Annotated in this window: 21 protein-coding genes and 1 tRNA gene; 6 read left to right on the top strand and 16 right to left on the bottom strand. The window is 57.6% G+C overall.

Annotation, left to right across the window (positions count from 1 at the left end; translation table 11 throughout):
* Nucleotides 1-249: 249 nt before the first annotated feature.
* The 3 genes from CFT68_RS08390 to CFT68_RS21485 all read right to left on the bottom strand — a co-directional run bounded on the left by CFT68_RS08390 (nucleotide 250) and on the right by CFT68_RS21485 (nucleotide 1,853).
* On the bottom strand, nucleotides 250-564 hold the full coding sequence (locus CFT68_RS08390) for a sll1863 family stress response protein (RefSeq protein WP_088842953.1): 315 nt from the start codon (nucleotides 562-564) through the stop codon (nucleotides 250-252).
* A 159-nt stretch (nucleotides 565-723) separates the two neighbouring features.
* Complete coding sequence (locus CFT68_RS08385) at nucleotides 724-1,275, bottom strand: hypothetical protein (RefSeq protein WP_088842952.1); 552 nt, start codon at nucleotides 1,273-1,275, stop codon at nucleotides 724-726.
* Between the two features lie 215 nt (nucleotides 1,276-1,490).
* Complete coding sequence (locus tag CFT68_RS21485; RefSeq protein WP_141106495.1) at nucleotides 1,491-1,853, bottom strand: hypothetical protein; 363 nt, start codon at nucleotides 1,851-1,853, stop codon at nucleotides 1,491-1,493.
* A 536-nt stretch (nucleotides 1,854-2,389) separates the two neighbouring features.
* On the opposite strand from CFT68_RS21485, the gene CFT68_RS08375 reads away from it, so the two are divergent.
* The gene (locus CFT68_RS08375; RefSeq protein WP_141106494.1) at nucleotides 2,390-4,513 is read left to right on the top strand and encodes a TonB-dependent receptor family protein; all 2,124 of its coding nucleotides are present in this window, start codon (nucleotides 2,390-2,392) and stop codon (nucleotides 4,511-4,513) included.
* 247 nt (nucleotides 4,514-4,760) lie between these two features.
* On the opposite strand, the gene CFT68_RS08370 is transcribed toward CFT68_RS08375, so the two are convergent.
* From CFT68_RS08370 to CFT68_RS08360, 3 genes are all read right to left on the bottom strand, one after another.
* A complete protein-coding gene (locus tag CFT68_RS08370) occupies nucleotides 4,761-5,579 on the bottom strand; it encodes a universal stress protein (protein ID WP_088842949.1) in 819 nt (272 codons plus the stop codon).
* 221 nt (nucleotides 5,580-5,800) lie between these two features.
* Complete coding sequence (locus CFT68_RS08365; protein ID WP_088842948.1) at nucleotides 5,801-6,079, bottom strand: hypothetical protein; 279 nt, start codon at nucleotides 6,077-6,079, stop codon at nucleotides 5,801-5,803.
* A 41-nt stretch (nucleotides 6,080-6,120) separates the two neighbouring features.
* On the bottom strand, nucleotides 6,121-6,633 hold the full coding sequence (locus CFT68_RS08360) for a hypothetical protein (RefSeq protein WP_088842947.1): 513 nt from the start codon (nucleotides 6,631-6,633) through the stop codon (nucleotides 6,121-6,123).
* A 162-nt stretch (nucleotides 6,634-6,795) separates the two neighbouring features.
* Here CFT68_RS08360 and CFT68_RS08355 point away from each other — a divergent pair, with 162 nt between their 5' ends.
* Nucleotides 6,796-7,074 (top strand): GNAT family N-acetyltransferase, encoded by a 279-nt coding sequence (locus CFT68_RS08355; protein WP_088842946.1) that lies wholly within the window; start codon nucleotides 6,796-6,798, stop codon nucleotides 7,072-7,074.
* 128 nt (nucleotides 7,075-7,202) lie between these two features.
* Here CFT68_RS08355 and CFT68_RS08350 read toward each other — a convergent pair whose 3' ends face one another.
* The 3 genes from CFT68_RS08350 to CFT68_RS08340 form a co-directional block, all read right to left on the bottom strand.
* Nucleotides 7,203-7,934, bottom strand: a complete 732-nt coding sequence (locus CFT68_RS08350; RefSeq protein WP_088842945.1) for a fasciclin domain-containing protein — start codon at nucleotides 7,932-7,934, stop codon at nucleotides 7,203-7,205.
* A 145-nt stretch (nucleotides 7,935-8,079) separates the two neighbouring features.
* Nucleotides 8,080-8,328 (bottom strand): hypothetical protein, encoded by a 249-nt coding sequence (locus CFT68_RS08345; RefSeq protein ID WP_088842944.1) that lies wholly within the window; start codon nucleotides 8,326-8,328, stop codon nucleotides 8,080-8,082.
* A gap of 70 nt (nucleotides 8,329-8,398) precedes the next feature.
* A complete protein-coding gene (locus CFT68_RS08340; RefSeq protein ID WP_245815316.1) occupies nucleotides 8,399-9,859 on the bottom strand; it encodes a sensor histidine kinase in 1,461 nt (486 codons plus the stop codon).
* A gap of 277 nt (nucleotides 9,860-10,136) precedes the next feature.
* On the opposite strand from CFT68_RS08340, the gene CFT68_RS22095 reads away from it, so the two are divergent.
* Genes CFT68_RS22095 through CFT68_RS08325 form a run of 3 tightly spaced genes read left to right on the top strand, consistent with a single transcriptional unit; the run spans nucleotide 10,137 to nucleotide 13,787 of the window.
* Nucleotides 10,137-12,347 (top strand): sensor histidine kinase, encoded by a 2,211-nt coding sequence (locus tag CFT68_RS22095; RefSeq protein WP_245815315.1) that lies wholly within the window; start codon nucleotides 10,137-10,139, stop codon nucleotides 12,345-12,347.
* Nucleotides 12,344-12,733, top strand: a complete 390-nt coding sequence (locus tag CFT68_RS08330; RefSeq protein ID WP_212590377.1) for a response regulator — start codon at nucleotides 12,344-12,346, stop codon at nucleotides 12,731-12,733. The genes CFT68_RS22095 and CFT68_RS08330 overlap by 4 nt, the downstream gene beginning before the upstream one ends.
* A 7-nt stretch (nucleotides 12,734-12,740) precedes the next feature.
* A complete protein-coding gene (locus tag CFT68_RS08325) occupies nucleotides 12,741-13,787 on the top strand; it encodes an adenylate/guanylate cyclase domain-containing protein (RefSeq protein ID WP_088842942.1) in 1,047 nt (348 codons plus the stop codon).
* A gap of 6 nt (nucleotides 13,788-13,793) precedes the next feature.
* On the opposite strand, the gene CFT68_RS08320 is transcribed toward CFT68_RS08325, so the two are convergent.
* The 6 genes from CFT68_RS08320 to CFT68_RS08290 form a co-directional block, all read right to left on the bottom strand.
* Nucleotides 13,794-16,856, bottom strand: a complete 3,063-nt coding sequence (locus CFT68_RS08320) for a cyclic nucleotide-binding domain-containing protein (protein ID WP_088842941.1) — start codon at nucleotides 16,854-16,856, stop codon at nucleotides 13,794-13,796.
* 62 nt (nucleotides 16,857-16,918) lie between these two features.
* Nucleotides 16,919-17,905 (bottom strand): YitT family protein, encoded by a 987-nt coding sequence (locus tag CFT68_RS08315; RefSeq protein WP_245815314.1) that lies wholly within the window; start codon nucleotides 17,903-17,905, stop codon nucleotides 16,919-16,921.
* 314 nt (nucleotides 17,906-18,219) lie between these two features.
* Entirely contained in the window at nucleotides 18,220-19,233 is a 1,014-nt protein-coding gene (locus tag CFT68_RS08310) for a sensor histidine kinase (protein WP_088842940.1), read from the bottom strand.
* 79 nt (nucleotides 19,234-19,312) lie between these two features.
* Nucleotides 19,313-20,125, bottom strand: coding sequence for a hypothetical protein (locus CFT68_RS08305; RefSeq protein ID WP_088842939.1), 813 nt, complete (start codon nucleotides 20,123-20,125; stop codon nucleotides 19,313-19,315).
* Between the two features lie 30 nt (nucleotides 20,126-20,155).
* Complete coding sequence (locus tag CFT68_RS08300) at nucleotides 20,156-20,626, bottom strand: hypothetical protein (protein WP_088842938.1); 471 nt, start codon at nucleotides 20,624-20,626, stop codon at nucleotides 20,156-20,158.
* Between the two features lie 912 nt (nucleotides 20,627-21,538).
* Nucleotides 21,539-21,610, bottom strand: a tRNA-Arg gene (locus CFT68_RS08290).
* Between the two features lie 150 nt (nucleotides 21,611-21,760).
* Between CFT68_RS08290 and CFT68_RS08285 the strand changes: the two genes are divergently transcribed.
* Entirely contained in the window at nucleotides 21,761-22,252 is a 492-nt protein-coding gene (locus CFT68_RS08285; RefSeq protein ID WP_088842936.1) for an Ohr family peroxiredoxin, read from the top strand.
* Between the two features lie 188 nt (nucleotides 22,253-22,440).
* Here CFT68_RS08285 and CFT68_RS08280 read toward each other — a convergent pair whose 3' ends face one another.
* Nucleotides 22,441-23,322, bottom strand: a complete 882-nt coding sequence (locus tag CFT68_RS08280) for a transglutaminase-like domain-containing protein (RefSeq protein WP_088842935.1) — start codon at nucleotides 23,320-23,322, stop codon at nucleotides 22,441-22,443.
* Nucleotides 23,323-23,446: the final 124 nt, after the last annotated feature.

Raw genomic sequence — 23,446 nt, 5'->3', positions numbered from 1 at the left:
AGGCAGAAATCAAATTTCAGTGAACGGTAATTTCTTCTGCCGAACTGCGCTACGCCTAGCCCGAGTGGCGGAGGCATGCCGGGGGCCAGAACAGTTTTGGGCGGCCTGAGTGGCCTAGCTACATTGGGGCCGTACTCCTGGTGCCAAACAAAAAGCCCCGCGGCGGGCGGGGCTTCAGGAGCAACTGGCTAGGCCACTGCTAGAAAAGGAAAGTAAACATCTGCGCTCCGGGCAGGCCGCCCAAGTGGCCTAGATGATGTTTCGCAGGTCGTTGCGCAGGTTTTCAATGCCGCGCCAGATTTCGTCCCAGGTGCTGCGGTCGGTATCAGACGGCGGCGATTGGGCCTCGGGGGCATCTTTCAGCTGCGCGGCCAGCTTAGAGCGCTTAGTTTCCAGAGTCGCGATATGCTCGTGGTAGGTGTGCTGGGAGTTGGCCGTGGTAGCGTGGGCGCGGTTTTGCAGAGTCCGGATTTTAGCATCTAGCTCATCGAGGGCTTGGTGTAGCTCAGTGGCAGACAAGTGCAGGGGCACGCGCACATGTTCGGGAGAAGGCGTAGCAGACATAGCGGAGGGTGATTGGTGAAGAGAGCGTGGTGTGGTTCTCTCAAATACTGCTTTCGCTCCGTAAAGGATACAGGAAAGGTGAAGGAAGGAGTCGATGTTCTGAAGGAGTTAACTGCGCCACTTGCGCCAGCGAAACGCCCACCTCACCACTTCACCATTCTACAAGTTCCCCGTCGGCACGCCCAGCTCCCGGGCCAAAGGCGCCGCCGCCGAGGCGTACAGCAGCGCCAGCAGCTCGTTGGTGGCCGGCGAAAGCTCCACCAGATAATCCTCGTGCAGCTTGCCGGCTTGCTTGAGGGCATCGTGGGTGCGGCGGGCCAGGTGCTGCAGCAGCGGCTGCGTGGGACCATGCAGCCGAGAAACCGCGTCGGGCTGATGGCGCAATACATTGGTCAGCAGGCGCAGCGTCAGTTCTATTTCGCCAAACAGGTCGCCGGTAATGCGGGTGTGGTAAGCCAGGCGGGCCTGCAGCTGGCGCACAATGTGCAGCAGGTCGTTGGGAGTTTGGTGGTAGCCGCGCACAGGGTCGTCTACCTGGGTGCGCAGGCGCAGGCGGCGTTGCTCCAGCGCATCGTCGCCTTCCAGCAGCCGGAAACTGAGCTGTTCTATCAGCACGGCATCCTGGCCAACGAGGCGCACCAGAAGCTGGTCTTTTTCTTTTTGGGGAAGGTGGAGGAGCGCTTTGCGCAGGTCGGGGGAGAGGGCAGGCATAGGAAAGACTAACGCAATTTCCGTGCGACGGATTCCGTGAAAGTAGCCTGGCTACGCTTTTTAGCCTGCTTTATCGCTGCGTAGGCCACTCAAGAAGACACGGCTTTATTTAGAAGATTACAGCGCTGTAGCTCAAGCACAGCAGCCCCGGCAGAAGCAGCAGTGGCCTACGGGAGCGGGGCGGGGCATGAACGATGGTGGCGTATAGCATCGGCTCAAGCTACCTCACGAAGGACATAACAGGCGGCCCCAACTGCCATCACACCCAGGCAAGCCAACAAAGCCGTGCCCCAGGCCGAATGCTGCAGCGGCGCACCTACCTGTTGCAGCCAGCGGGCCGTGGCAGAAGTGGGAGTTGCTGCGAGGATAATTGGGGTTGGAATGGAGAGTGGCCTAGGTTGCTGTCGAGCATCCGTAAAAGCATATAGAGCTGTGGTGGTAGGCGAAGTAATATCAATCGTATATTTCTTGACATCCAACTGGTTCAGATAATCAATTGCGCGCACCAAACTCCCATAGTGGGCCTGCGAGCCAAAGTGTACTGCTACTCCAGTGGTGGTGTTTGGAAATTGCTGCATGTGTTCAGTCTTCCGCCAGAAGCTCTGTAAATTTAAGCTGTCAGTCTGCCCTTTCCCTGTGAGCCACACGGTTTGCCATATCCGCATTCGGCGTACTTCCGCAGGGGTTGGGAAGTGAAAAACACCAGCGCGATGAAGCTCCACAACTTTCTCTGGGCGAGGTGGAAAAGTAACCTGCAGTATGGCTTGGCGGGGCGCTTGGTGCAGACTACTGAGCAGGATGCTGCTGATACCTAGCAGCACAGCCAAATCAAGCAGCAGCGCCGGCGCAAAAAGCAGGCGTGGAGGCCGTCTGAAAAGATTCCGGGCTAGTTGAGGCACGACCAACGTAGTTAAGTGGAACTGGTAAGAAATACGAATCGGGCTGGTAGTTTGGTATATAGTCCTGTGCCAGTATAGGGCTTTTCTGCTGCTGAACTGGTGGAAATATTCAAACGAAATCGGCCGAACGCGGTATAGTTCCTTGCCGCACCTTGCGGGAGTGGCCTAGACCACTTCTGCTGCTGCTGCTGCTTCCGCTGTTAGTGCCCCTCCTGATGACTCATCGTTACGCCGCGGCGCTGTTGCTGCTGCCTGTTTCTGCCGTTGCCCAAAACCTGCCCGGCACTACTCCCGATACGGCCCGCGTGCAAGTGCTGCCCGAAGCTACCGTAACCGGCTACGGCCAGCAACTGCCGTTGCGCCGCACGGCCGCCGCGGTGGGCGTGCTCGATGCCGCCGTGCTGGAGCGCTTCCCGCAAAATGCTCTCACCCAAGCCGTAAACACGCTGCCCGGCGTGCGCCTCGAAGAGCGGGCCACGGCCAGCTACCGCCTCAGTGTGCGCGGCAGCACGCTTCGCTCGCCATTTGGCGTGCGCAACGTGAAGGTGTACTACCAAGGCATTCCGTTCACGGAAGCCAGCGGAAGCACTTCCCTCAATTTGCTAGACCCCAGCCAGCTGGGCGGAATTGAAGTGATAAAAGGACCCACGGCCAGCGTGTATGGCGCCGGCATAGGCGGCGCGGTGCTGCTCACCAACCGTAGGCCACTGCCCGGCACTTCGCGGGTGCAAACAGGCTTCACGGCGGGTAGCTATGGTCTGCGCCGCTATACCGTGGCCGCTGAAACGGGCACCGCCACCGGCTACCTGCGGGCGCAGTATTCGCGGCAGACATTGGATGGCTACCGCGAGCAAAGCGCCCTGCGCCGCGAAACGATAGCGCTGGACGGCGAGATGAAAGCCACGGAGCACGGCACGCTGGGCCTGCACGCCCTCTACACCGACCTCGACTACCAGCTGCCCGGCGGCCTCACCCGCGCCCAGTTCGAGCAGAACCCGCGCCAAGCGCGCCCCGGTTCGGCCACCAGCCCCGGTACCGTGGCCCAACGCACGTTCTACGCCTCCCGCACCGCCTTGCTCGGTGCCACCTACGACTATCGGTTTACGGACCAGCTCAGCATCACCGGCACTCTTTACGGCACGGGTAGTATCATCCGGACGCCGTATCTGGTAGACTATGAGCGTAATACCGTGCTGGGCCTGGGCGGGCGGGCAGTGCTGCGCTACCGCACGGAGCTGGCCGGTCACACGCTGCGCCTGCAGGGCGGGGGCGAGATGCAGAACGGCTTTGAAAGCTCCCGCAACTACCAGAACCGTGGCGGCACGCCCGGCCTGCTGCGCTACGACGATGAAATCAGGACGGCCACGGGGTTCGTGTTTGCCCAGGCCGATTACGAGTTGCCCGTTGGTTTCCTGCTGACGGCTGGGGCCAGCTACAACCGCCTGCGCTACCGCATCACCCGCGTATCCGATGCCGCCACGCAGCCTGCCAACTACCAGTTTCGGCGCGACTTCCGGCCTCAGGTTTCGCCCAGAGTGGCCCTGTTGAAGGAGATTACGCCGCTGATATCTGCGTATGCCAACGTGAGTAGTGGCTTCTCGCCGCCCACGGAGGAAGAAATCCGGCCTTCTGATGGGAGCCTCAACCGCAACCTGCAGGCCGAGCGCGGCACCAGCTACGAGGTGGGCACCCGCGGCAAGCTCTTCCATAATAGGTTAGTGTTTGATGTAGCAGCCTACGATTTCCGCCTGCGCCAAACCATCGTCACGCGCAGCGACGAGCAGGGCACGCAGCTGTTCGCCAACTCTGGCAACACCCGCCAGCGCGGCCTGGAAGCCGCGCTCAGCGGTTGGCTGTGGCAGCAGTCTACCGCGCCCGTAGGCCTCTCTGTACCAGCGCTAGGCCAGGTGCAGACTGGCTTACGGGCCTGGGCGAGCTACGCCTATAACCACTACCGCTTCGGGCAGTACGAGTCGGGTGGCAACGACTACAGCGGCAACCGCCTCACCGGCACCGCCCCGCACACGCTCAGCGCCGGCCTCGATTTCAATGAGCAACTGGGCTTCTACCTCAACCCCACGCTCAACCACCAGGCCCGCATTCCGCTTACCGATGCAAACTCTGCCTATGCGGCTGGCTACTGGACTTTCGGCACACGCGCCGGCTGGCGCCGCACACTGCTAGGCCACCTGGAAGCCGATGTTTTTGGTGGCGTGGAGAATATCACAGACCGCCGCTACAGCCTCGGCAACGACCTAAACGCTTTCGGAAACCGCTTCTTTCAGCCCGCCGCCGGCCGCAACTGGTACAGCGGCCTACAGCTCGGCTGGAAGTGGTGAAAAGGTGAAATGGTGAGGTGAACGTTCGACTGGCCTAGAACATGTCATTGCGAGGACGAAGGACGAAGCAATCTTTCCTTTGCCGTTGCACGAACCGTTGACCTATGCAAAAGCCCTTACTTCCACTGTGGAGGTAAGGGCTTCTTGTTTCTTCAAAATTTGGCGAGAGGCAAAGGAAAGATTGCTTTGCCCCTCTCGCAATGACACTAGCTCTAGGCCAGCCGAACGTCCACTTCACCACCTCACTCTATTCCAGCGCTGGCAAGAGCAGCATGGGCAGGCGGCCGTGCAGAATCACCTGCGAGGTAACGCTACGGTTGAACAGCTGGCCCAGGAAGCTGCGGCGGCGGGCTACTACCAGCAGCAGGTCGGCGTGGGTTTCGGCGGCGCCCTGCAAAATGCCATGTACCGTATGCAAATGCCGCACACCATGCGTTCTGACCTGGCTGATTTCGGCCGTGAGGCCACTTTTCAGCACGGCATCGCGGGAGGCAGTGCAGTCGTCGCGGTCCTCGGGCTCCACCACGTGCTCCACCGTGATGGTAGGCTGCAACTGGCCTAGCAGTTCCCGAATGGCTTCGGTTTGGGGTTTGAGGGAAAAGGGCAGATCATCGGCAGCAATTGTGATGCGCTGGGGAGGCACCTGGGCCGTATGGCTGATCGGGACAACCAGCAGCGGCGTGCGGGTGGCCCGCAACAGCTTGAGCGACGTGCTGCTCACCAGTTCGTCGGGCGTCTCTTCAGTATCGGGCTTACCCAGCACTACCAGGCTAGGCTGGTGGCGGCGTACGGCGTCAGACACGGCCGCTTCAATGCCATCGGCAGTAGACTCTACCGTAACGGGCACTGCCAGCCCCCGGGTGCGCTCCTCCAGCGCCGCCGCCACCTCGCCCTCCGTCAGGTGCCGGATGGTGCCCATGAAGGCATCGGGGTCAAGCAATGATTCGCGCCGGATGTGCAGCAAAACCAAAGAGGCGCCGAGGGGCTTGGCCAGGTCGGCGGCATAACGCAGCGCAGTGTCGGCGGCAGCCGTGAAATCAGTCAGGACAAGGAAAGGACGGGGCATAGGCGGAGCAGCAGTATCGGAAAATAGAATTTTCGATGAGTATACGAGAATTCGCGGGTCTTGTCATGCAAACCACTGAAAAGTACAGCCTTCAGAGGCCAGTCTGGAATCGGTCAGCCCACTTTTCGGCCAATGGGGCGGCGGTCCTGAAAACCGTAAAAAGCAGACAGGCTCCTTGCCGGAGCAAGGAGCCTGTCTGGGGATACGCCGGGCAAAGTGGCCTAGCGGTTATTATCGTCGATGGGGTTGTTGAAGCCGGGAATCAGCAGCTCATCGGGGCTGCTGCCAGTGTCGCCATCGGGCCCTGTGGAGTTGCTGCCGTTGGGGATTCCGCTGGTTTCGTCATCGAGGCGGGCCGACGTGTCGAGGGTGCCTTCTTCATCGCGCTTGTAGCCGTACAGCTCTTCGCGGTGCTTACGCTGCTCCTCAGTAAGGTTAGCGCCCGATTTTGGGTCGAGGGCAGCAGCGGGGTCTTGTTGGTCGTTGTCTTTGGTTGCCATGGGGTCAGAAGGAAGTCGGGAGAAAAAGAGATGCAGACCGGCTATTTGCCGGGGATGCCGCTGCCGTTATCAGGGCGCAGCGCGCTGAACTCGTCGGGGTTGTCGTTGTTGCCGGCGTTGGGGTTGTGGGGCGTTTCATCGGAGTCGGGTTCTGAGCCGATGCTGCGGTTAGCTGGCTCAGCAGTAGCCCAGTTGCGGGTGCCGCCGCCGTAGCGGGGGTCGTCTTGGGCCCAGCCCTCGCGCTGCTCACCATACTCAGAGTCGGCTACTTCACGCGCCAGCGAAGGGTCGAGGTTCTGGGGGGCACTGCCGCGCTGTTCGGGGTAGGCGATGGAGGGAGCCGCGTGGCCGCCCTGGGTTTGGCTGGTCTCGTCGTTGGCCGAGTTGGTAGCCGACTCAGCATGGCCAAATTCGCCATACTGAGGTGATTTATTGCCGTGCCCTACCGTAGGCTGGGGTGCTCCGGCTGATGTATTCTGCAGGTTAGCGCCGTTCTGGTCGTCGGAATCATTGCGCAGATCAGATGCAGGCGTGTTTTCGGGGGTAGGTAACATAACCGAAAGAAGTAAGTAGGAGTGGATGTGGGAAACGGGAGAAAAAGCCAGCCTGACAGCCAGCTCACCCCTTTGTACGTAAACCGCCCTGAAAAAGGCTACTATCCTCAACTAAACCTCGGCAGTAGCTTGCGGCATCATTCCTTTCATTTGCTCCTAACTATGTCTGTGCACGTTAAACATCACCCCCAGGATCAGGAATTTACTATTGAGCAGGACGGCTTCAGCGGCGAACTGGCCTACAGCAAGCCCCAAAGCAACGTCATCGACTTCACCCATACTTTCGTGGCGGAGGAGCTGCGCGGGCAGGGGCTGGCCGAAGAGCTGGCCAAGGCCGGACTGGCCTACGCCCGCCAGGAAGGTCTGCAGGTGAAAACCAGCTGCAAGTTCATGGCCGGGTTCGTGCGCCAGCACCCCGAGTATCAGGATTTACTGGCCTAGGGCCGGGGCTGGGGTTACGCTAGGCCACCCGTCTGCACCCGACTCCAGCGCCACATGTGCCAAACAAAAAAGCCGACCCTGCAATAGGGTCGGCTTTTTTGATAAAATGCCTGCAAAAGCAGATGCGCTTACTTGGTCGGCATCAGTACGGTGTCGATTACGTGCGTCACGCCGTTTTTCGATACTGCGTTGGCAGTCGTTACGTTGGCCATACCGCCTTTCGCGTCATGAATCATTACCATGTCGCCGCTACGGTGTACGGTCAGGGCTTCGCCTTCTACGGTCGTCAGCACCTGGCCATCTTTCAGGTCGGCGGCCAGCAGGCGACCGGGTACTACGTGGTAGGTCAGAATGGTGGTTAGTTTCTGCTTGTTCTCAGGCATCATGAGCATGTCGGCCGTGCCAGCGGGCAGCTTGCCGAAAGCGGCATTGGTAGGCGCAAACACCGTGAATGGACCCGCGCTTTTCAGCGTTTCTACCAAGCCGGCGGCCTTCACGGCAGCTACCAGCGTGGTGTGGTCGGTTGAGTTTACGGCGTTGTCTACGATGTCTTTATCGGGCGTCATCATGGCGCCGCCCACCATCACACCCTTGTCGCCGGTCATCGACATGTTCTTCATCTCTACGCCTTCGCGGGGCTTGGTGGTGGCCTTCATTTTGGCACCGTCTTCTGATTTGCCTTTCACCTTCACTTTGCCATCATCGGCAACTTTGGTCTTAACGGTGGCGCCGTTGTCGCTCATCTTGGTCTTCTCACTATCGGCCTTAGACTTGGCCTTGGTTTGGGCCAGGGCAGAAGTGGCGGAGCCGGCAGACAGCAGCATCGAGAGAGCCAAGGTAGAGAGCAGGTACTTTTTCATAAAGAGCAGAGAGTAAGGAGAGGGTGAGAGATGGGAATATTCATACGCACAGGGCGTTGGGGTCCGGCATATACGTACAAGCTGGGCAATAAGGTTTACGGCAACTTGTCAGCAGTATGCTGTGTTGATAAAGCGCTAGGGCCGCCTATTGTTTAACCTTGTGGGCGGGTTCCGTCTTGACCTTGGCTTTGCCGTCGGGAGTGCGCGTTTTGGATTTGACCGTGCCTTTCTTCGCCGACAGCTCGTTTTTCTCGCCGGTCAGGTCACGCATCTTTACCTTATCGTCTTTGATCTTGGCTTTGGCCCGCACGGGCATATCCGTTTGAGCGGAAGAGGCGCTGGCCAAGCCCAGCACACTGGCAGCCAGAGCGGCCAGAAACACATGCTTTTTCATGAGCGAAAGGGAATAAGGTGAAGAAAAGGGAGAAAAGACAGATGCAAAGTGGAGCGGCTGGAACCAGCGTTTATCGCGGCAGCCGAACCGTAAACTCACTGTATTCGCCCTCCACCGACTGGACGGTGAGCGTGCCGCCGTGCCCCTTCGTGACGATATCGTAGCTAATGGAGAGGCCTAGGCCAGTGCCGGAGCCGGGCGGCTTGGTGGTGAAAAACGGATGGAAAATCTGGTTCAGTAAAGCGGCCGGAATGCCGGTGCCATTGTCGCGCACCTGTATCAGCACCTCCGGGCCGGCCTGGCGAGTACTTAGCGTGAGCGTAGGCCGGTAGGTGCCGGGTGGGGCTTGTGTGGCTTTTTGCTGCATGGCATAAAAGACATTATTAAACAGGTTCAGCAGCACCCGGCCCAGGTCCTCGGGGGCCACCTCCAGGGGAGCCAGCTGCATTGCAAAATCGGTGGTGAGGGTGGCAGTGAAGCTAGGGTCTTTGGCGCGCAGGCCATGATAGGCCAGGCGCAGGTACTCGTCGCAGAGGGCATTGAGGTCGGTGGGGAGCCGCTCGCCGGTGCTGGACCGCGAGTGCAGCAACATGGCCCGCACAATGCCGCCCGCCCGTCCGGCGTGCTCGTGCACCTTCTGCTGGCTCTGGGTCAGGTCATTGAGCACTTGTTGTACCGTTTGCTGTCCGGCGGGGGAGAGGGTTTCCTGCTGCAAGGACTGGCGCAGCTCCTCCACCATCTCTAGGCCTACCTCTGAAAAGTTATTGACGAAGTTGAGGGGATTCTGAATTTCGTGGGCAATACCGGCCGTGAGGGCTCCCAGCGAAGCCATTTTCTCCTGTTGCACCAGCTGGGCCTGCGTAGCCTGCAAATGTTCCAAGGACTGGGCCAGCGAGTCGTTCTGGCGGGTGAGCAGCAGTTCCTGCCGGAAGTTCTCGGTGCGGAAATAGTAGACCACCAAAAACAGCGTCAGGAAACACAGCACCACGTTCACGTTGTAGAAATTCAGGCTGCCCGGCGCGTACAGGCTGATATCTACCCTCGTCATGGCGTAGCGCACGCCAAAGTAAGCGGCCACATTCACGGCAAACAGAAAGGCCAGCTTCCAGAAGTTACGAAAAAACAGCATGCCCACAATGCTATTGGTGATGAGGTAATACTCCACCCCATCGTGGCGCCGCACCATGGCCGTGATGGAGCACAGCAGCGTCACACTCAGGATGTTGTAGTACGCCGAGGCATCGTAGCGGTGGTAGTAGTTAAGCAGCAGTGGCGGCAGATGCAGAACCAGCCCAAACAGGCAAATCCGGAACGTAATCCAGTCGGGGGAATTAAAGAATATCAGCACGTAGCCGGCATAGATTCCCACCGTAATCCAGCAGATGCCATTGAGCAGATGTACCCGCTTTAGCTGCCACACCGTGAGGTTGGGCAGCACGCCCAGGTTGATGGCGCGCCACCATAGCCGCATCAGCCGTCGGCCCAACTGGCCTAGCACCGACCGGCGTGGTAGATTTTGCGCGGAGGACATAGGTGACGACATAGCCTAAAGCCAAGGAGAAACTAGGCCTCTCCGGAGCCAACCCCGCAGGCCTGGCTAACCGGCGCCGATTCCAATTGGATGAAGTTAAATTTTAGCGGATATAAGCCGAACTAAATTCATATTTAATAATACTATATTTATAATTGAAATACATGTATTTGTTCTGTCGCTGCCGGATAAAGCCCCCAAGTGCTGCCCGCTACTCTGGTGCAGCCTTTGGTTCAGGGCTTACCTACTGTGGCTGTGCATCCGTTTCTATCTCCTGATGAAAGCCCGGATTCTGCTGCTATTGGCCCTTTTTGCGCAGATAGCTTTTGCGCAGGCTGACCAGATTCCGGCTATTGTTTTCAGGGAGATGCCGCCTGCGGGCCTAATGCTTTCCCGAGGCTGGAAATACCACCCCGGCGACAACCTGGCCTGGGCCCGCCCCGAAACCAACGACCAGGGTTGGCAGCCCATCAACCCCACGCTTAGCCGGCACGAGCTGCCGCAGCTGGAGCAGGCCGGGCAGGGCTGGTTGCGGCTCCGCTTTCAGGTAGGGCCAGTCTTGCGCCGCAAGGCCGTGGTGCTGCGGGTATTTCAGTTCGCGGCCTCCGAGATTTATTTCAACGGCCAGCTGGTGCGCCGCTACGGCACCCTGAGCCCCGACCCAGCCCAGGTGCAGCCGTACTGGCCCGATGGTGAGCCCATTGAGCTGACGTTTCGGCCGGAGGCAGAGCAGGTGCTGGCCGTGCGCTTTTCGCAGTGGCCACAGTTCATCCGCTTCAGCGACTTTTTCGTGCCCCTCTTCTTTCAGGCCCACCTCGATGGCCTACAGCAGGTAATGCACCAGGATGAGCGGGAGGCCACCTTCAAGACGTCCGATATGCTGCTATTCGGGCTCTTTTTGCTGCTTAGCTGCCTGCATATGGCCTTCTTTATCTATAACCCCGCCCAACGCGCCAACCTGTATTTCACGCTTTACACGCTGGCCGTTGCCGTGAGCTTTTGCTGCACCGGCTTCCTGGATGAAGTGCACCAGCTGGATGTGCGCCTGACGCTGGATATCCTCTCGTATGTGTGCCTGCAAACGGGCGGCGTGCTGGCCGTGCATGCTCTGTATAGCTTGTTTGCGGTGGAGCGGGGCGCCGTGTACTACGGTTTGTGGGCAGTGAATATAGTGAGCTTATTCCTCCTGACCTTCAGCTTTGGGCTGACCTGGTACCCGACGGTGGCCTTTATGGTGCTGGTATCGGCAGAGCAACTGCGCCTCACGCTGGCTGCTATTCGTCAGTCTAGGCGGTCGGCGGGCATTATTGCGGCGGGCTTTGCCATGGCGCTGGTGCTGCTGGTGGTGTTTGGCTTCTTGGCCCGCTACAACGACCAACTGCTGCAAACCGAGGTGCTGTCGGTGCCGGTACATACGCTGCTTACATTTCCGGCTTTTCTGAGCCCGGTGCTGGCTATTTCGCTGTTTCTGGCGCGGCAGTTTGCCTTGGATAGTCGTCTGCTGAAAATCAAGCTGAATCAGGTGCGCATGCTCTCGGAGCAGACCATGGCCCAGCAGCGCGAAAAGCAGGTGTTGCTGGCCCAGCAGAATGAAACCCTGGAACGGCAGGTGCAGCAGCGTACCTCTGCGCTGCAACGCACGCTCTATCACCTGCAAACCACCCAGGACCAGCTCGTGCAGAGCGAGAAAATGGCCTCGCTGGGGGAGCTTACGGCCGGCATCGCCCACGAAATTCAGAACCCTCTCAACTTCGTCAACAACTTCGCGGATGTAGCCGTGGAGCTGCTGCAGGAGCTGAAGGAAGGGCCGCTGCAAACGCTGCCCGCCACCGAAAAGGAGTACGCTGATGAGCTGGTGCTGGAGCTGACCCAGAATCTGGATAAGATACATTCCCACGGCCACCGCGCCGACTCTATTGTGAAGGGTATGCTGGAGCACAGCCGCTCCAATACTGGCGAGCGGCAGCCCACCAACCTCAATGCCCTCTGCGACGAGTACCTGCGCCTGGCCTACCACGGCCTGCGCGCCAAAGATCCTAGCTTCAACGCCACCCTCACCACCGACTTTGATAGTAATCTGGGCCTGATAGAGGTGGTGCCGCAGGATATGGGCCGGGTGCTGCTGAACCTGTTCAACAACGCTTTTTATGCCGTGCAGAAGCGCAAGCAGGAGGAAAGAAAAAAGGACTACCAGCCGGAGGTAAAAGTGCAAACCCGGCGTACGGAGCAGGAAGTGCACATTGTGGTGCACGACAATGGCACCGGCATTCCGGCGGCCGTGGTCGATAAAATCTACCAGCCCTTCTTCACCACCAAGCCTTCCGGCGAAGGCACTGGCCTAGGCCTGTCTCTGAGCTATGATATCGTGACAAAAATTCATCACGGCACGTTGCGCGTAGAGTCGCGGGAGGGGCAATGCACGGAGTTTACCGTGTGCCTGCCCGTAGGCCAGATGCCGCCAGTGCCCGCCCAACCCGCTGCGCTATGATTAGGATTCTGGTAGTAGATGATGAGCTAGATGTGAAGCTGCTGTTTGAGCAGCGCTTCCGCCGCGAAATCCGCGACGGAGTATTTGCATTTGCCTTCGCCTTTTCCGGCGAGGATGCGTTAGTATATCTACGGCAGGAGCACCACTACTCGGAGGTCATCCTGATACTGTCCGACATCAATATGCCCGGCATGAGTGGCCTAGAGCTGCTCCGGTATATCAAGCAGGACCACCCCAACCCGCCTCCCCAGGTGATGATGATTACGGCCTACGGCGACGCCGACAACTTCGGGAAAGCTATGCAGCTGGGCGCCGATGATTTCCTGACCAAGCCACTCGATTTCGCCGCGCTCCGGCAGAAACTGCTTCCGCTAAACGAAACCTGATGCCGCTATGAAAACCAAGATTCTGGTTGTAGATGATGAGGCCGACTTAGAGCTGCTCATCAAGCAGAAGTTCCGGCGCAAAATCCGGGAAGGCATTTATGAGTTTAAGTTTTCCCACAACGGGCAGGAAGCCCTGGATTGTCTGGCGGAGTTTCCGGATCAGGACATTGTGCTCAGCGACATCAAGATGCCCGTGATGGATGGCCTGACGCTGCTGGCCAAGCTCCGCGATGTAAACCCAGTGCTAAAGGCCGTGATGGTGTCGGCGTATTCGGATATGGCCAACATTCGGATGGCCATGAACCGCGGGGCTTTTGACTTTGTGTGCAAACCCGTGGATTTCAACGACCTGGAGCTGACCATCGAGAAGACGGCAGCCCACGTGCGCCAGCTGCGCGAAACCCTGAAGGCCGTGCAGGAAAACAACATTCTGCGCATGTACGTCGATGATACTGTCATCAACTTCATGGCCCGGCCCGGCTTCGAGAACAAGCTGCTCGTGAGTGAAACCATCGATGCGACCGTGATTTTTATTGATATCTGCGGCTTTATGGAGCTGGCCGATACGCTGCCCGCCGATGCCCTCGTAGGCCTGCTCAATTCCTACCTGGATCAGATGGTGCACGAAGTCATCACGCAGAGCGGCTACGTGGATAAGTTTATGGGCGACACCGTGATGGCTGTATTCCGGGGCGACTACCACCTCGACCGTGCCATCGACGCCGCCCTTTCTATCCGGAATCTGCTCCAGACCACCTGCAACACGGCCCTCAATGGGTTGGAGTATCTGCCCAAGGTGAGCATTGGCGTAAGCACCGGCGAAATGGTGTCGGGCAACATCGGCTCGGCCTCTCTCAAGCGGCTGGATTACACCGTCATCGGCGACATCGTGAACCTAGGGCAGCGGTTGCAATCTGTAGCGCAGCCCGGCCAGATTCTTATCACCGAAGCCACGTACCAGCGCGTGAAAGAGTCGTTTCAGTGCCAGCCGCTCAAGGAAATGACGCTCAAGCACAAGGTAAACCCCGTCATGACCTACGAAGTCCTGTCCTAGGCCAGTCTAGGCCGGGTGGGGCTCGGAGAGGGCTTTCATTTTTTCATTCTGGAGGCGCAGGCGCTGGCATAGTACCCGCAGAATGTTGTGCAGCACTTCCTCGCACTCTTCCATCACATCATAGAAATCTTCCTGGTCCAGCCGGAAGGCCACCACTTCGCCTTGGGCAGTGGCCGTAGCGGAGCGTGGCTCGGCATCTAGCAGCGCCAGCTCCCCGAAAAAGTCGCCGGAGTGGAAGGTCGCCAGCAAGTGTGTGTCGTTGAAAATGCCTACTTCGCCTTCGTAAATGATGAAAAGGGAGGAGCCCAGGTCGCCTTTCGCAAATATTTGTTGCCCGTCCTGAAACGTTACTTCCTTCATGATAGGCACAATGCTGCTAAGCACGTTCTCTACGGTTTCGGCAAACAGCGAGGTGTGTTTCAGCAGCAGCAGCCGGTCGATGGTGGACATGCGCTGAATGACGGGCTGAGGCGCGCCGGTAGTAGGGAAAAGGCTGCACCAGTGCTCATACACGGCCGGGTAGCGGGCAGGCAGCAGTTCCAGCACGTCCTCGGCACTTTCGCGCACCAGCGGGTTGGTATCCTCCAGATAGTCCTGCAGAATGGAGATAGAGGCGGGAGTAGGCTGCCACTGCCGAAGTGCCACACTAATCGTCCAGGGCGAAAACACTTCGTCGCCGTGTTCCAGAATTGTTTGCACAATGGATTCCGGCGAAATCGGGCCCAGCAGACCATCAAACACCTGTACCTTTTTCGAGAGGCGGCTAACATCTACCAGTGCCTGCAGGCCTTGGTAAAGTGGCCTAGGAATCAGGTTGTCGAGGATTTCGAGGGCATTGGCCTGCCGCTCCTGGCCGGTGCGGGTCAGGCTGCGCTGGGCATCAAGGATGGGCTGCCGGTCGTAGAGCTGGAGCAGGAGCCCAAACAGCCGCTGTTGCACCTTGGTCAGCTCATACTTCAGGCAGTTGCGCAGCTCCATGTTGGCGCCCAGCATGCCATGCAGCAGCTGCTGGGCCAGGCGCATTTCCTTCTGCATCAGGTGCTGAAACAAAGGCGCGTCGGCCTGCACGGCGGCGCAGGAGCCCAGGGCATGCAGGGCCGCGGCCCGGCGCGTGAGGTGGGTTTGCTGGGCCAGGTTGACGAGTACAGCGCGGCTCTCGGGAGTAGCCAAGCGGGCACACACGGCCGCCAGCCGCCGCAAATCCGATGGCTCAGTTTCGCGGTAGAGGGCCGCTTCCAGGGCAGGCAGCACTACGGCGCCCATGCCTAACAGACTGGTAGTAGCGGCTTTGCGTACTGTTTTTTCTTTGAGTAGCGAAGTCAGCAGCGCAATTACCTCGGGGTTTGGTGCCAGCGCGGCCGCCTGGGTGGCAGCTTTTATCAAGGAAGTATCGGTGCTGCGTAGGCAGGAATGCAGCAGCGTAGCTTGTTGCGCCGGGGCCAGAAACCCAATGAGCGTGAGAGCAGCTGCCCGATGGGTGGGGGCTTCGGCGGTGGCGAGCTCCAGCAGGCTGGCAACGGCCGGCGGATAATCGGGTTCCAGGGAAAGCCGGTTCCAGAGGGCCTTTTTGCGGGTCAGCAGGTCGGGGTCATGCAGCTCCGCCTCATCGGCGGGAGTGGGCGCGGCCTCCGCATCAGACCCGGATGAAACTACCGCTGCTGGGGCACTGAAGTCGGCCTCATGCTTGTCGAGGTCTTCGCGGATGCTGATCAGCTCGGCGGTAGGCCAGGTAGTAAGGGCTGCCGGGGTATAGTTGGCGGGCACGGCCTCGGTGGGGAAGCGGCGCGCCAGCACGGCCTTCAGCTCCTCCAGGTAATACTGATGGGTGCGGCGCAGCATAACTACGGCCAGCAGCAGCAGCCCCGCCATCCAGAGGAAGGGCACCCAGCCGCGCATGCCCGGCACATCGTACACCAACCACAGAACCAGGCCCGTCAGGCCTATACCCAGCGGCTCATAGAAACCCTTTACCAGGGTGTGACCGCGCAGACGCTGCCGGGGCGAGAGCGGCTGAAACAGCACCAGAAACACCGGCTCAAACACAGCGCGCCGCAGCACTTCCAGCCCCAGATACAAGCCGCAGAAGTACACCAGATAGCTGCCCGCCCCCGAACGGGTCAGGTGCAGTACGCCCAGCACCACTAGGCCACCCAGCGTGGCAAGGGGCAGCAGCAACAGGGTGCGGTGCAGGCCTAGCTTATCGAGGCCGTGGCGCGTGAGCAGGAGTTTGCCCAGCATGGCCAGCAGATACGTAACGGCCAGCACCGTAGCTACATACTCCAGGATAGGCCCTTGGTCCTGCAGCTTCTCCTTCACATTCACAAAGAAGAAATACTCTACGCCGGTAGCTACTGCCGCTACAGCCAGCCAGCTCAGGCCCATCGTCAGGACCAGGGGGTTGCTGCCAAACATGCGCCGCAGCACCAGCGAAGTAACTACCTGACGGGCGCGGTGCGGCACTGGCCTAGCCTCCACTACGTGCGACTGAAACGTGAGATACTGCGTGAAAAGCGCGGCTAGATAGGCTCCAAAAGCCAGCAGGAGCAGCATCAGCAAATCGGCCTGGGCGTGCACGAAGATGGCCAGCACGGCACCCAGGGCCTTAGCGGGCATGTCGCCGGAGCTAATGACGCTGAACAGCCGCCGCCCTTGCCGCACATTGAACACCACCGCCGACACGCCCCAGAACTCCAGGTGCGTGAGCAGATAAATCAGCCGGTACACCACCATTAGGGCAATAGCGGCGCCTACGGAGTGGCCTACAAACACCAGAATACCAATCAGGGCCATGAAGCCAATGACCACTAGCAGGGTGCGGGTAGCCAGCTTCGTGAGGGGCAGCCAGTGCTCAAAATATGCGTAGAGCTTGCCGGTGCCCAGCATAGCCAGCGCACTCAGGCCGTAGGCCAGGGGCATGCTACGCGCAGGTTCATGATCAAGCAGGATGACGGTGGCCGCTACGTAGATCAGGATGGTGCCAATGCCGAGCAGGAAGTTGTGCAGAAAAAACAACCTCACCGTTTTTACCTCGCTCGAGCGGACCCCTAAATATTGCTGCCAGGTTTCCATCAGAATTCAGATTGAAGGTGTCAGCGGAAGACTACATCCGCCTCACGCTGCCGGAGAGCCGGCTAGTGGAGTGGTCGTTTCTTCACTAGCCCGCCCCGTGTATCATTCACAGACTGCATCACGATGAAGGCGTGCGGGTCTATCTTATGTACTTCATCGGTGATGCTAAGTACTTCCAGCCTTGTCACGACGGTGAAAATGGTTTCCATGCGCATGTGCTGGTGCCCATGAGAGCCAAAGCCGCGGGTGCACTCATACACCGTGGCGCCGCGCCGCATCTTGTCGGTAATAAGCTGCCGGATGGCTTCGCTCTGGGCCGAAATGATGGTAAGACCCGTGTACTCCTCAATCCCCGATACCACAAAATCGACGGTACGAGCCGCCGATAAGTAAGCCAGAATGGAGTACAGCGCCGTTTCCACCGACAGCAGCCAGGCCGCTACACTGAAGATAACGATGTTGATAATCAAGATGATGTCGCCGATGGAGCCAGGAAGCTTCTTGCTGATATAGACGGCCAGAATCTCGGTGCCATCTAGCACGCCACCGCCGCGCATCGCCAGCCCGATACCCGCTCCCAGAAAGAACCCGCCAAACACAGCAATCAGCAGCTTATCATGCGTGAGAGGTGGAAACGTAATGACCAGCAAAGCCATGGCCAGCAGCAGGATAGCTCCCAGCGTGCGAATGGCAAAGGTGCGGCCCAGCTGGAAGTAGCCCAGTACAATGAACGGAATATTGATAACTACAATCAGGATTGACAGCGAAATGCCCGTTACGTGGCTGACCAGCATGGAAATACCGGTTACGCCGCCATCGATAAAGCCATTGGGCAGCAGAAAAGCCTTTAGCCCCAGCGCAGCCGAAAATACGCCTGCCAGCAACAGGGCGCCCTGCACCAGAAAATGCCGCATCCACTGCGACGATACCCGATACATCAGGCCATAGTTAGCCGACTCCGCTACCGGAATGCCCACGGGGGTATTGACCACCTGCCGGGCAAACCGGCGGCCCCGAAGTCGTGGTGGAAGTAGCTGCTCGATTGACATCGTGCTCAACCAGAATACGGTACTTACCCTCTGCTCATGCTCGGCCGCGCTGGCGGCATCCACTATCTCAGGCAATACTCTGCTGCCTGCGCCACGATTCCTTCTCAAGCGTGAGCCGCCACCCGAAAAACACGGGGCAAGGAAACCACACTTCCCTGCTCGATGGAACTAGATATCCCTAAAGTAAAAATATAAATAAATTTTTTCACATACAGGAGCAGGGCAGTATTTCTTTTTAGCATCGTCAGATGTAGACCCAGTTGCTCGTGAATTGCCTGTAAGTAAAACCCTTAGGACTGGTGAAAACTGCCCGGCTACTGCGGTAAGCTGATAATAAACTCCGTGAAACGGCCTGGCTCTGAATTGACGGTGAGCGTGCCGCCGTGTCCCTTCGTGATGATGTCGTAGCTCAACGAGAGGCCTAGGCCAGTACCTTCGCCGGTGGGCTTGGTGGTGAAGAAAGGCTGGAAGATTTTCTGCTGCACGGTCTGCGAAATACCCGTGCCATTATCGCGCACCTTCAGCAGCACGCACCCCGTCAGGCCTTGGGTACTCACGGCAACTTCCGGTAGGTAGCCGTTGTCGCCTTGTTGCTGGCGCTGCTGCACGGCGTAAAAGGCGTTGGTGAACAGGTTAAGCAGCACCCGCCCAATTTCCTGGGGCACTACGGGTACCGTGCGCAGGTTGGGGTCGAAGTGGGTGATGAGCGTGTAGGCCACCTTGTTGTTTTTGGCCCGGACACTCTGGTAGGCCAGTTGCAGATATTCTTCTGCCAGCAGGTTCAGGTCGGTAGGGGCCCGCTCACCAGTGCTGGCTCGCGAGTGCTCCAGCATCCCGCGCACAATGGCGGCGGCGCGCTGGCCGTGTTGGGTAATGCGCCGCAGGTTTTGCTTCAGGTCGTCGAGGAGTTCCGCTTTGGCCCCGGAGTGGCTGGCCGTATCCTGCAGCTCGGTTTCCAGCTCATTGACCAGTTCACCCGATACCTCCGCAAAGTTGTTGACGAAGTTGAGCGGGTTCTGAATTTCGTGCGCGATGCCGGCCGTAAGCTCCCCCAGCGAAGCCATTTTCTCCCGCTGCACCAACTGCGTCTGGGTGTTGCGCAACTCCAGCAGCGCCTGCTCCAGACTGTTGCGCTGGGCTACTACTTCGGCCGTACGGGCTGCTACCTGTTGTTCCAGCAACTCGTTCTGTTCGGCCAGCAGCTGCTGTTTCTCGCGCTCTTCCCGCAGCCGTCGGTGCTGCTCTCGCACCAGAATCACCACAATGCCAATAGCTAACAGCAGCAGAATGGGACCAATGAGCAGGAAAGGGAGCAATACATCGGGCATGGCTTGCTGCTAACTGAACTGGTAATGAAGTAGGTGCCGCTAGAGCGTTCTAAGGGAATGATGTGTGAAGTTTAGTGGCCTAGCCATTTCGCCAAGCCGTGGCTCGGGGCCGCTCCAGCCGGCGGAGGCGCCGCAGGTTCCGCAAAGACTGGCCTAGCAGCAAATACGGCTTTGGGTGCCAGTGGCTGTAATGCAGCCACACCGGCAAGGCCCGTAACGGGGCAACACTCAACGGGAAAAAATGAAACATCCAGGCCAGCAGCCCCATCTGTATAGCCATCAGGAGCGTATCCGGACTGCTAATCAGGGTATCGAGGCGGATGATGGTGGCGATGTCGTAATCCATGTGGTAAATCACATTGATAGCCACATAGCTGACGATGGAGCAGGAGCAGTACACCAGCACCGCCGCGCTCAGGAAGAACTCCGGCCGGTCTTCGAGGGCTGGTTCCGTGGGATTGCGCGTGAGGTAAGTAACGTGCAGAATGGCCAGCACAATCAGGAGGGCGCACCCATACGCCTGCGAGTAGGAATTCACATCGATGAACAAGCCATTGAGCACCGTGGCGTCCAGCAGCGCAATAATCCCGAAGCCCCATAGGCCTAGCGGCACAATCCGGAGCAACTGCTGAGGAAGCAGCCGGCGGTACGTAAGCGTCAGGAGGAGCACCAGCAGCACCGTGTTTAAGTGGTACACATACACGTTGTTGTGAAAGACTATCCGGCTGAACGCATCCAGAAAATACAGGAAAGACTTGGCCCCTACATAGTAGTAAACTGGCCGGAAGGCATACGGGAGCCGCCGCCGCCGCACCCAGCCGCACGCAAACGGCAGCAGCGGAGCAGCTTCCAGTGCCCGGTTGAGTGCATGCAGTCCTTCCCAGGTATCCATGGGTATGGTTAGAAAATAAGGCTGCAGTGGTTATCGGGTAAGCAGGGGGCTGGTTCCGTCGCAGTTATTGGGGCACTTTTCCAGCGTCAACCCAATGAAGGAGCTTGACTCCACTACCGCGGCATTAGGATCAAACAAGTCTTTACCGTCTTTATCCGTGCCAATAATAACGGCCTGCATAACGCCATTGTCATCGAGCGCCTGGTAAATCCTGACACCTGCACTTTTTCCTTTGGTAATATCCTCCAGAATTTTTTTGCTGAAGAAGAATGACCTGCTGTACTTGGTGCTGTCCTTGAAGTTTTGCCGGTAATTTTTTACCCATCTGAACACCATCTCCTGTTCCTTCAGATCGGCCTTCTTGCCGGCTTTAGGATTGATTGGGTCCGTTCTAGGGGGCCTGTTTTGCCCTAGGCCAGGCCGCTGCTGCCACCCAACCATAGTTCCCAACAATAGAAACAACACGAGATACATCCAGAAGGAAGAAAGAATCTTTTTCATGGCGATATGGTGCAGAGAAAACGAACAGATAACCGGCGAACAAGTCAAAAGTGGTCTATTGATATGAAATAAATAATTGATTATTAATTGTTTGTATCGAAAAGGAAAAAGCAGCTAAGAATCTCAATACCGAGTGTTGAACATCATTGCTGGGATGGGTCACAATTATGCGGACATCGATCAGCCGTCTCTCCAATCACATAGGAGACAAGACTGGTTTTGCCATCTTGGCGGATAAGGTCCCGGGTTCCATCGGTGCCTACTAGTATCAGACGGTACTCTGGCCGGCCATCAGATATTGCCCGCCCCAAGTAAATGCGGACTGCCTTACATTCTTGAGGATCAATGATCTTACGAACAATATCAGCGTTGATATTGAAGGCCTGCTGCGCTTTGGCTTTGCCAAAATAGCTCCTGCGGTAGCTCTTGGTAAGTGAGTCCAGCCTGTCGAGTCCTCTCTGATTCTGGTACTCTCGGCCTCCTGCTATTTCCGCGGCAGTAGGTGCAAATCGTGACGTACAACTGATAAAACCACTAATGCCTAGTAGGAAACCCGCAAAGCCTGACAGTAAATGTGAGCTTCTCATAGGCACAAAAGAAAAGTTGACGAACAAAGAGCCCTATAACCTGCTCTAGCCGAGAATAGGGTTAAGCAAGTGTGAGGTATAATAGTAATATTTTTTATTCAAATAATTTAATATGATCGATTGAATATATAAATGGTGTTCTTGTTCTGCTTTACCGCGTTGAGCGAGGATGCCTCATGGACAAGAAGTCCGCTCTCATAGTCTGCGAGTATTATCCCTTCAATAGAGGCAGCAACAGCAAGCCATTTCGCTTTCTGGCAGAGTGCTTTGCGCGATATATGGCAAATAAAAAAAGCCCTCACCAGAGTAGGGGAGGGCTTGATTGTGGTCGCGCTAGGAATCGAACCTAGATCTAGAGCTTCGGAGGCTCCCATACTATCCGTTGTACTACGCAACCCGGTAGTGGGTGGCAAAACTAGAGAGAAAATGCGGCGCCGCCAAACCACGCACTGCATTTTCGGCAAAATCCTGCACTCTTCCGAAGTAACCTTCCATGCCTCAGGGCAGTTAACGAATACTACTTATTACACCCTGAACCGACTCTCGTATGGCAAGCACCGAAAAGAAGACTTTATACACCGCCGATGCTACGGCTATTGGAGGCCGCAGTGGTCATGTTCGTTCCGCAACGGGCGTAATTGACATGGATATGTCAGTGCCGGAAGGGCTGGGCGGCAAAAAAGGCGCTACAAATCCTGAGGAACTGTTCGCAGCGGGCTATTCTTCCTGTTTCCAGCAAGCCCTGCTGGTCATTGCGCAACGTGCCGGCGACCGGCTCGATCCGCAAACAGAGGTAAAATGCTCCGTATCCTTGTTTCAGGAGGGAGAAGGCTACGGCTTGTCAGCCGTACTGGATGTAGACCTGAAATCCTTCGACCAAGACAAAACCATTGACATGGTGCGGCAGGCACATAAAATCTGCCCGTACTCGGTAGGTACCCGGGGCAATATGGAAGTGGATTTGCGCGTGAAAGGCGAGTCTATCGGATTAGAGGCTCAAGAGAATGCTGGTGTTGCTGAAAGAGGCGGCGTACAGTAACAATTGAGTCGCACGAGCTGGAGGACGCAGCTCCTTGTTGCACAAACTGAGAGTAAAAGCCCGACCATCCTAAGGTGATCGGGCTTTTACCCTATAAGAGCATTCGTGAATAAAGCTTATGCTCTTCCTTCTCAGTCCACGTAGCTTCCGGGTTTGTTAGGGGTGGCCTAGGCCATGCCATCAGCGCTTTATTTGGCTGCGGTGCCTTTAACTATCCAGGAAGCATCAGTGGGAGAGGCGTAGAAGGTAGCGGGCGAATGAGTATAACGCATATTGTGAATGGAGCTTACCCGCTGGAATATCACAGGCTTATGAGCTCCCATGGGTACCAGCATTAAGCCCGTGCGCGCCGACTTTACGTTGTAGCGGTTGTCCATTACCGTATCAAAATAATACAGATACTCCTGCAGCCAGCGGAAGTACGGTTTGCCTTTCGCGCCGGATGAGGTAATGATGCCTAGGCCATTATCGTTTAGTGACAACGCCTGCTGTAACTCTATCGCATTGAGAGGTAGGTTATTGAGGGTGGGAATGATATCCGCTTGACTGTCCACCATTACCCACTTGCCTAGATCAGGGAGCCAGACTTCCGTGAGGGCATGGCCAGCGGCCGATGCTTTTGTTTGTACTTTGGCTGATTTTAGATATAGTGGCCTAGCGGGCATGCCCAGCGCATTGAATGCGGTGGCCAGCACCCGGCCATATTCTACGCACTGCACCGGCTGGCCCAGCATAGCGGCATGCAGAATGGCAAATGCATCTGTCGACTTGAAGGGCTGGTGCCCATCGTGCTCCAGGCGGTTGTGTACCCACTGGCACAAGGCTTTAGCGCGGCCCAAGTCAGTTGTTTGCTGCGCTACGAGGGCTTCCAGGCCATACATTTCGCGGAAGCGGGTAAGGTAGTCGGTAGTAGGTGGGCTGTACTGAAAAAGATAGGAGACAGGGTCAGTGGCCGTGAGGTAAACAACTTGTTTCCCGGTACTGGGCGCTGTTTCTGTAGACTGTGCCTGAACTTGCTGAACTGAGCCTAAAGCTCCCACCACGGCCAAAACAGTAAAGGTTTTACCCATATCAATACCCGGAAAAGTACAGTGAGCTTGCCTTAACGCAAGTGCTGATAACTGGGTTGGGTACTAAAACGAAAAAGGCCCGTCCGGTTGAACCGGACGGGCCTTTTTACAGCAGAACAAGCAG

The organism is Hymenobacter gelipurpurascens, assembly GCF_900187375.1.
Classification (GTDB): Bacteria; Bacteroidota; Bacteroidia; order Cytophagales; family Hymenobacteraceae; genus Hymenobacter; species Hymenobacter gelipurpurascens.
Note: the sequence above shows the minus strand (reverse complement) of the source record. Positions and strands in the feature narration are given on the sequence as shown.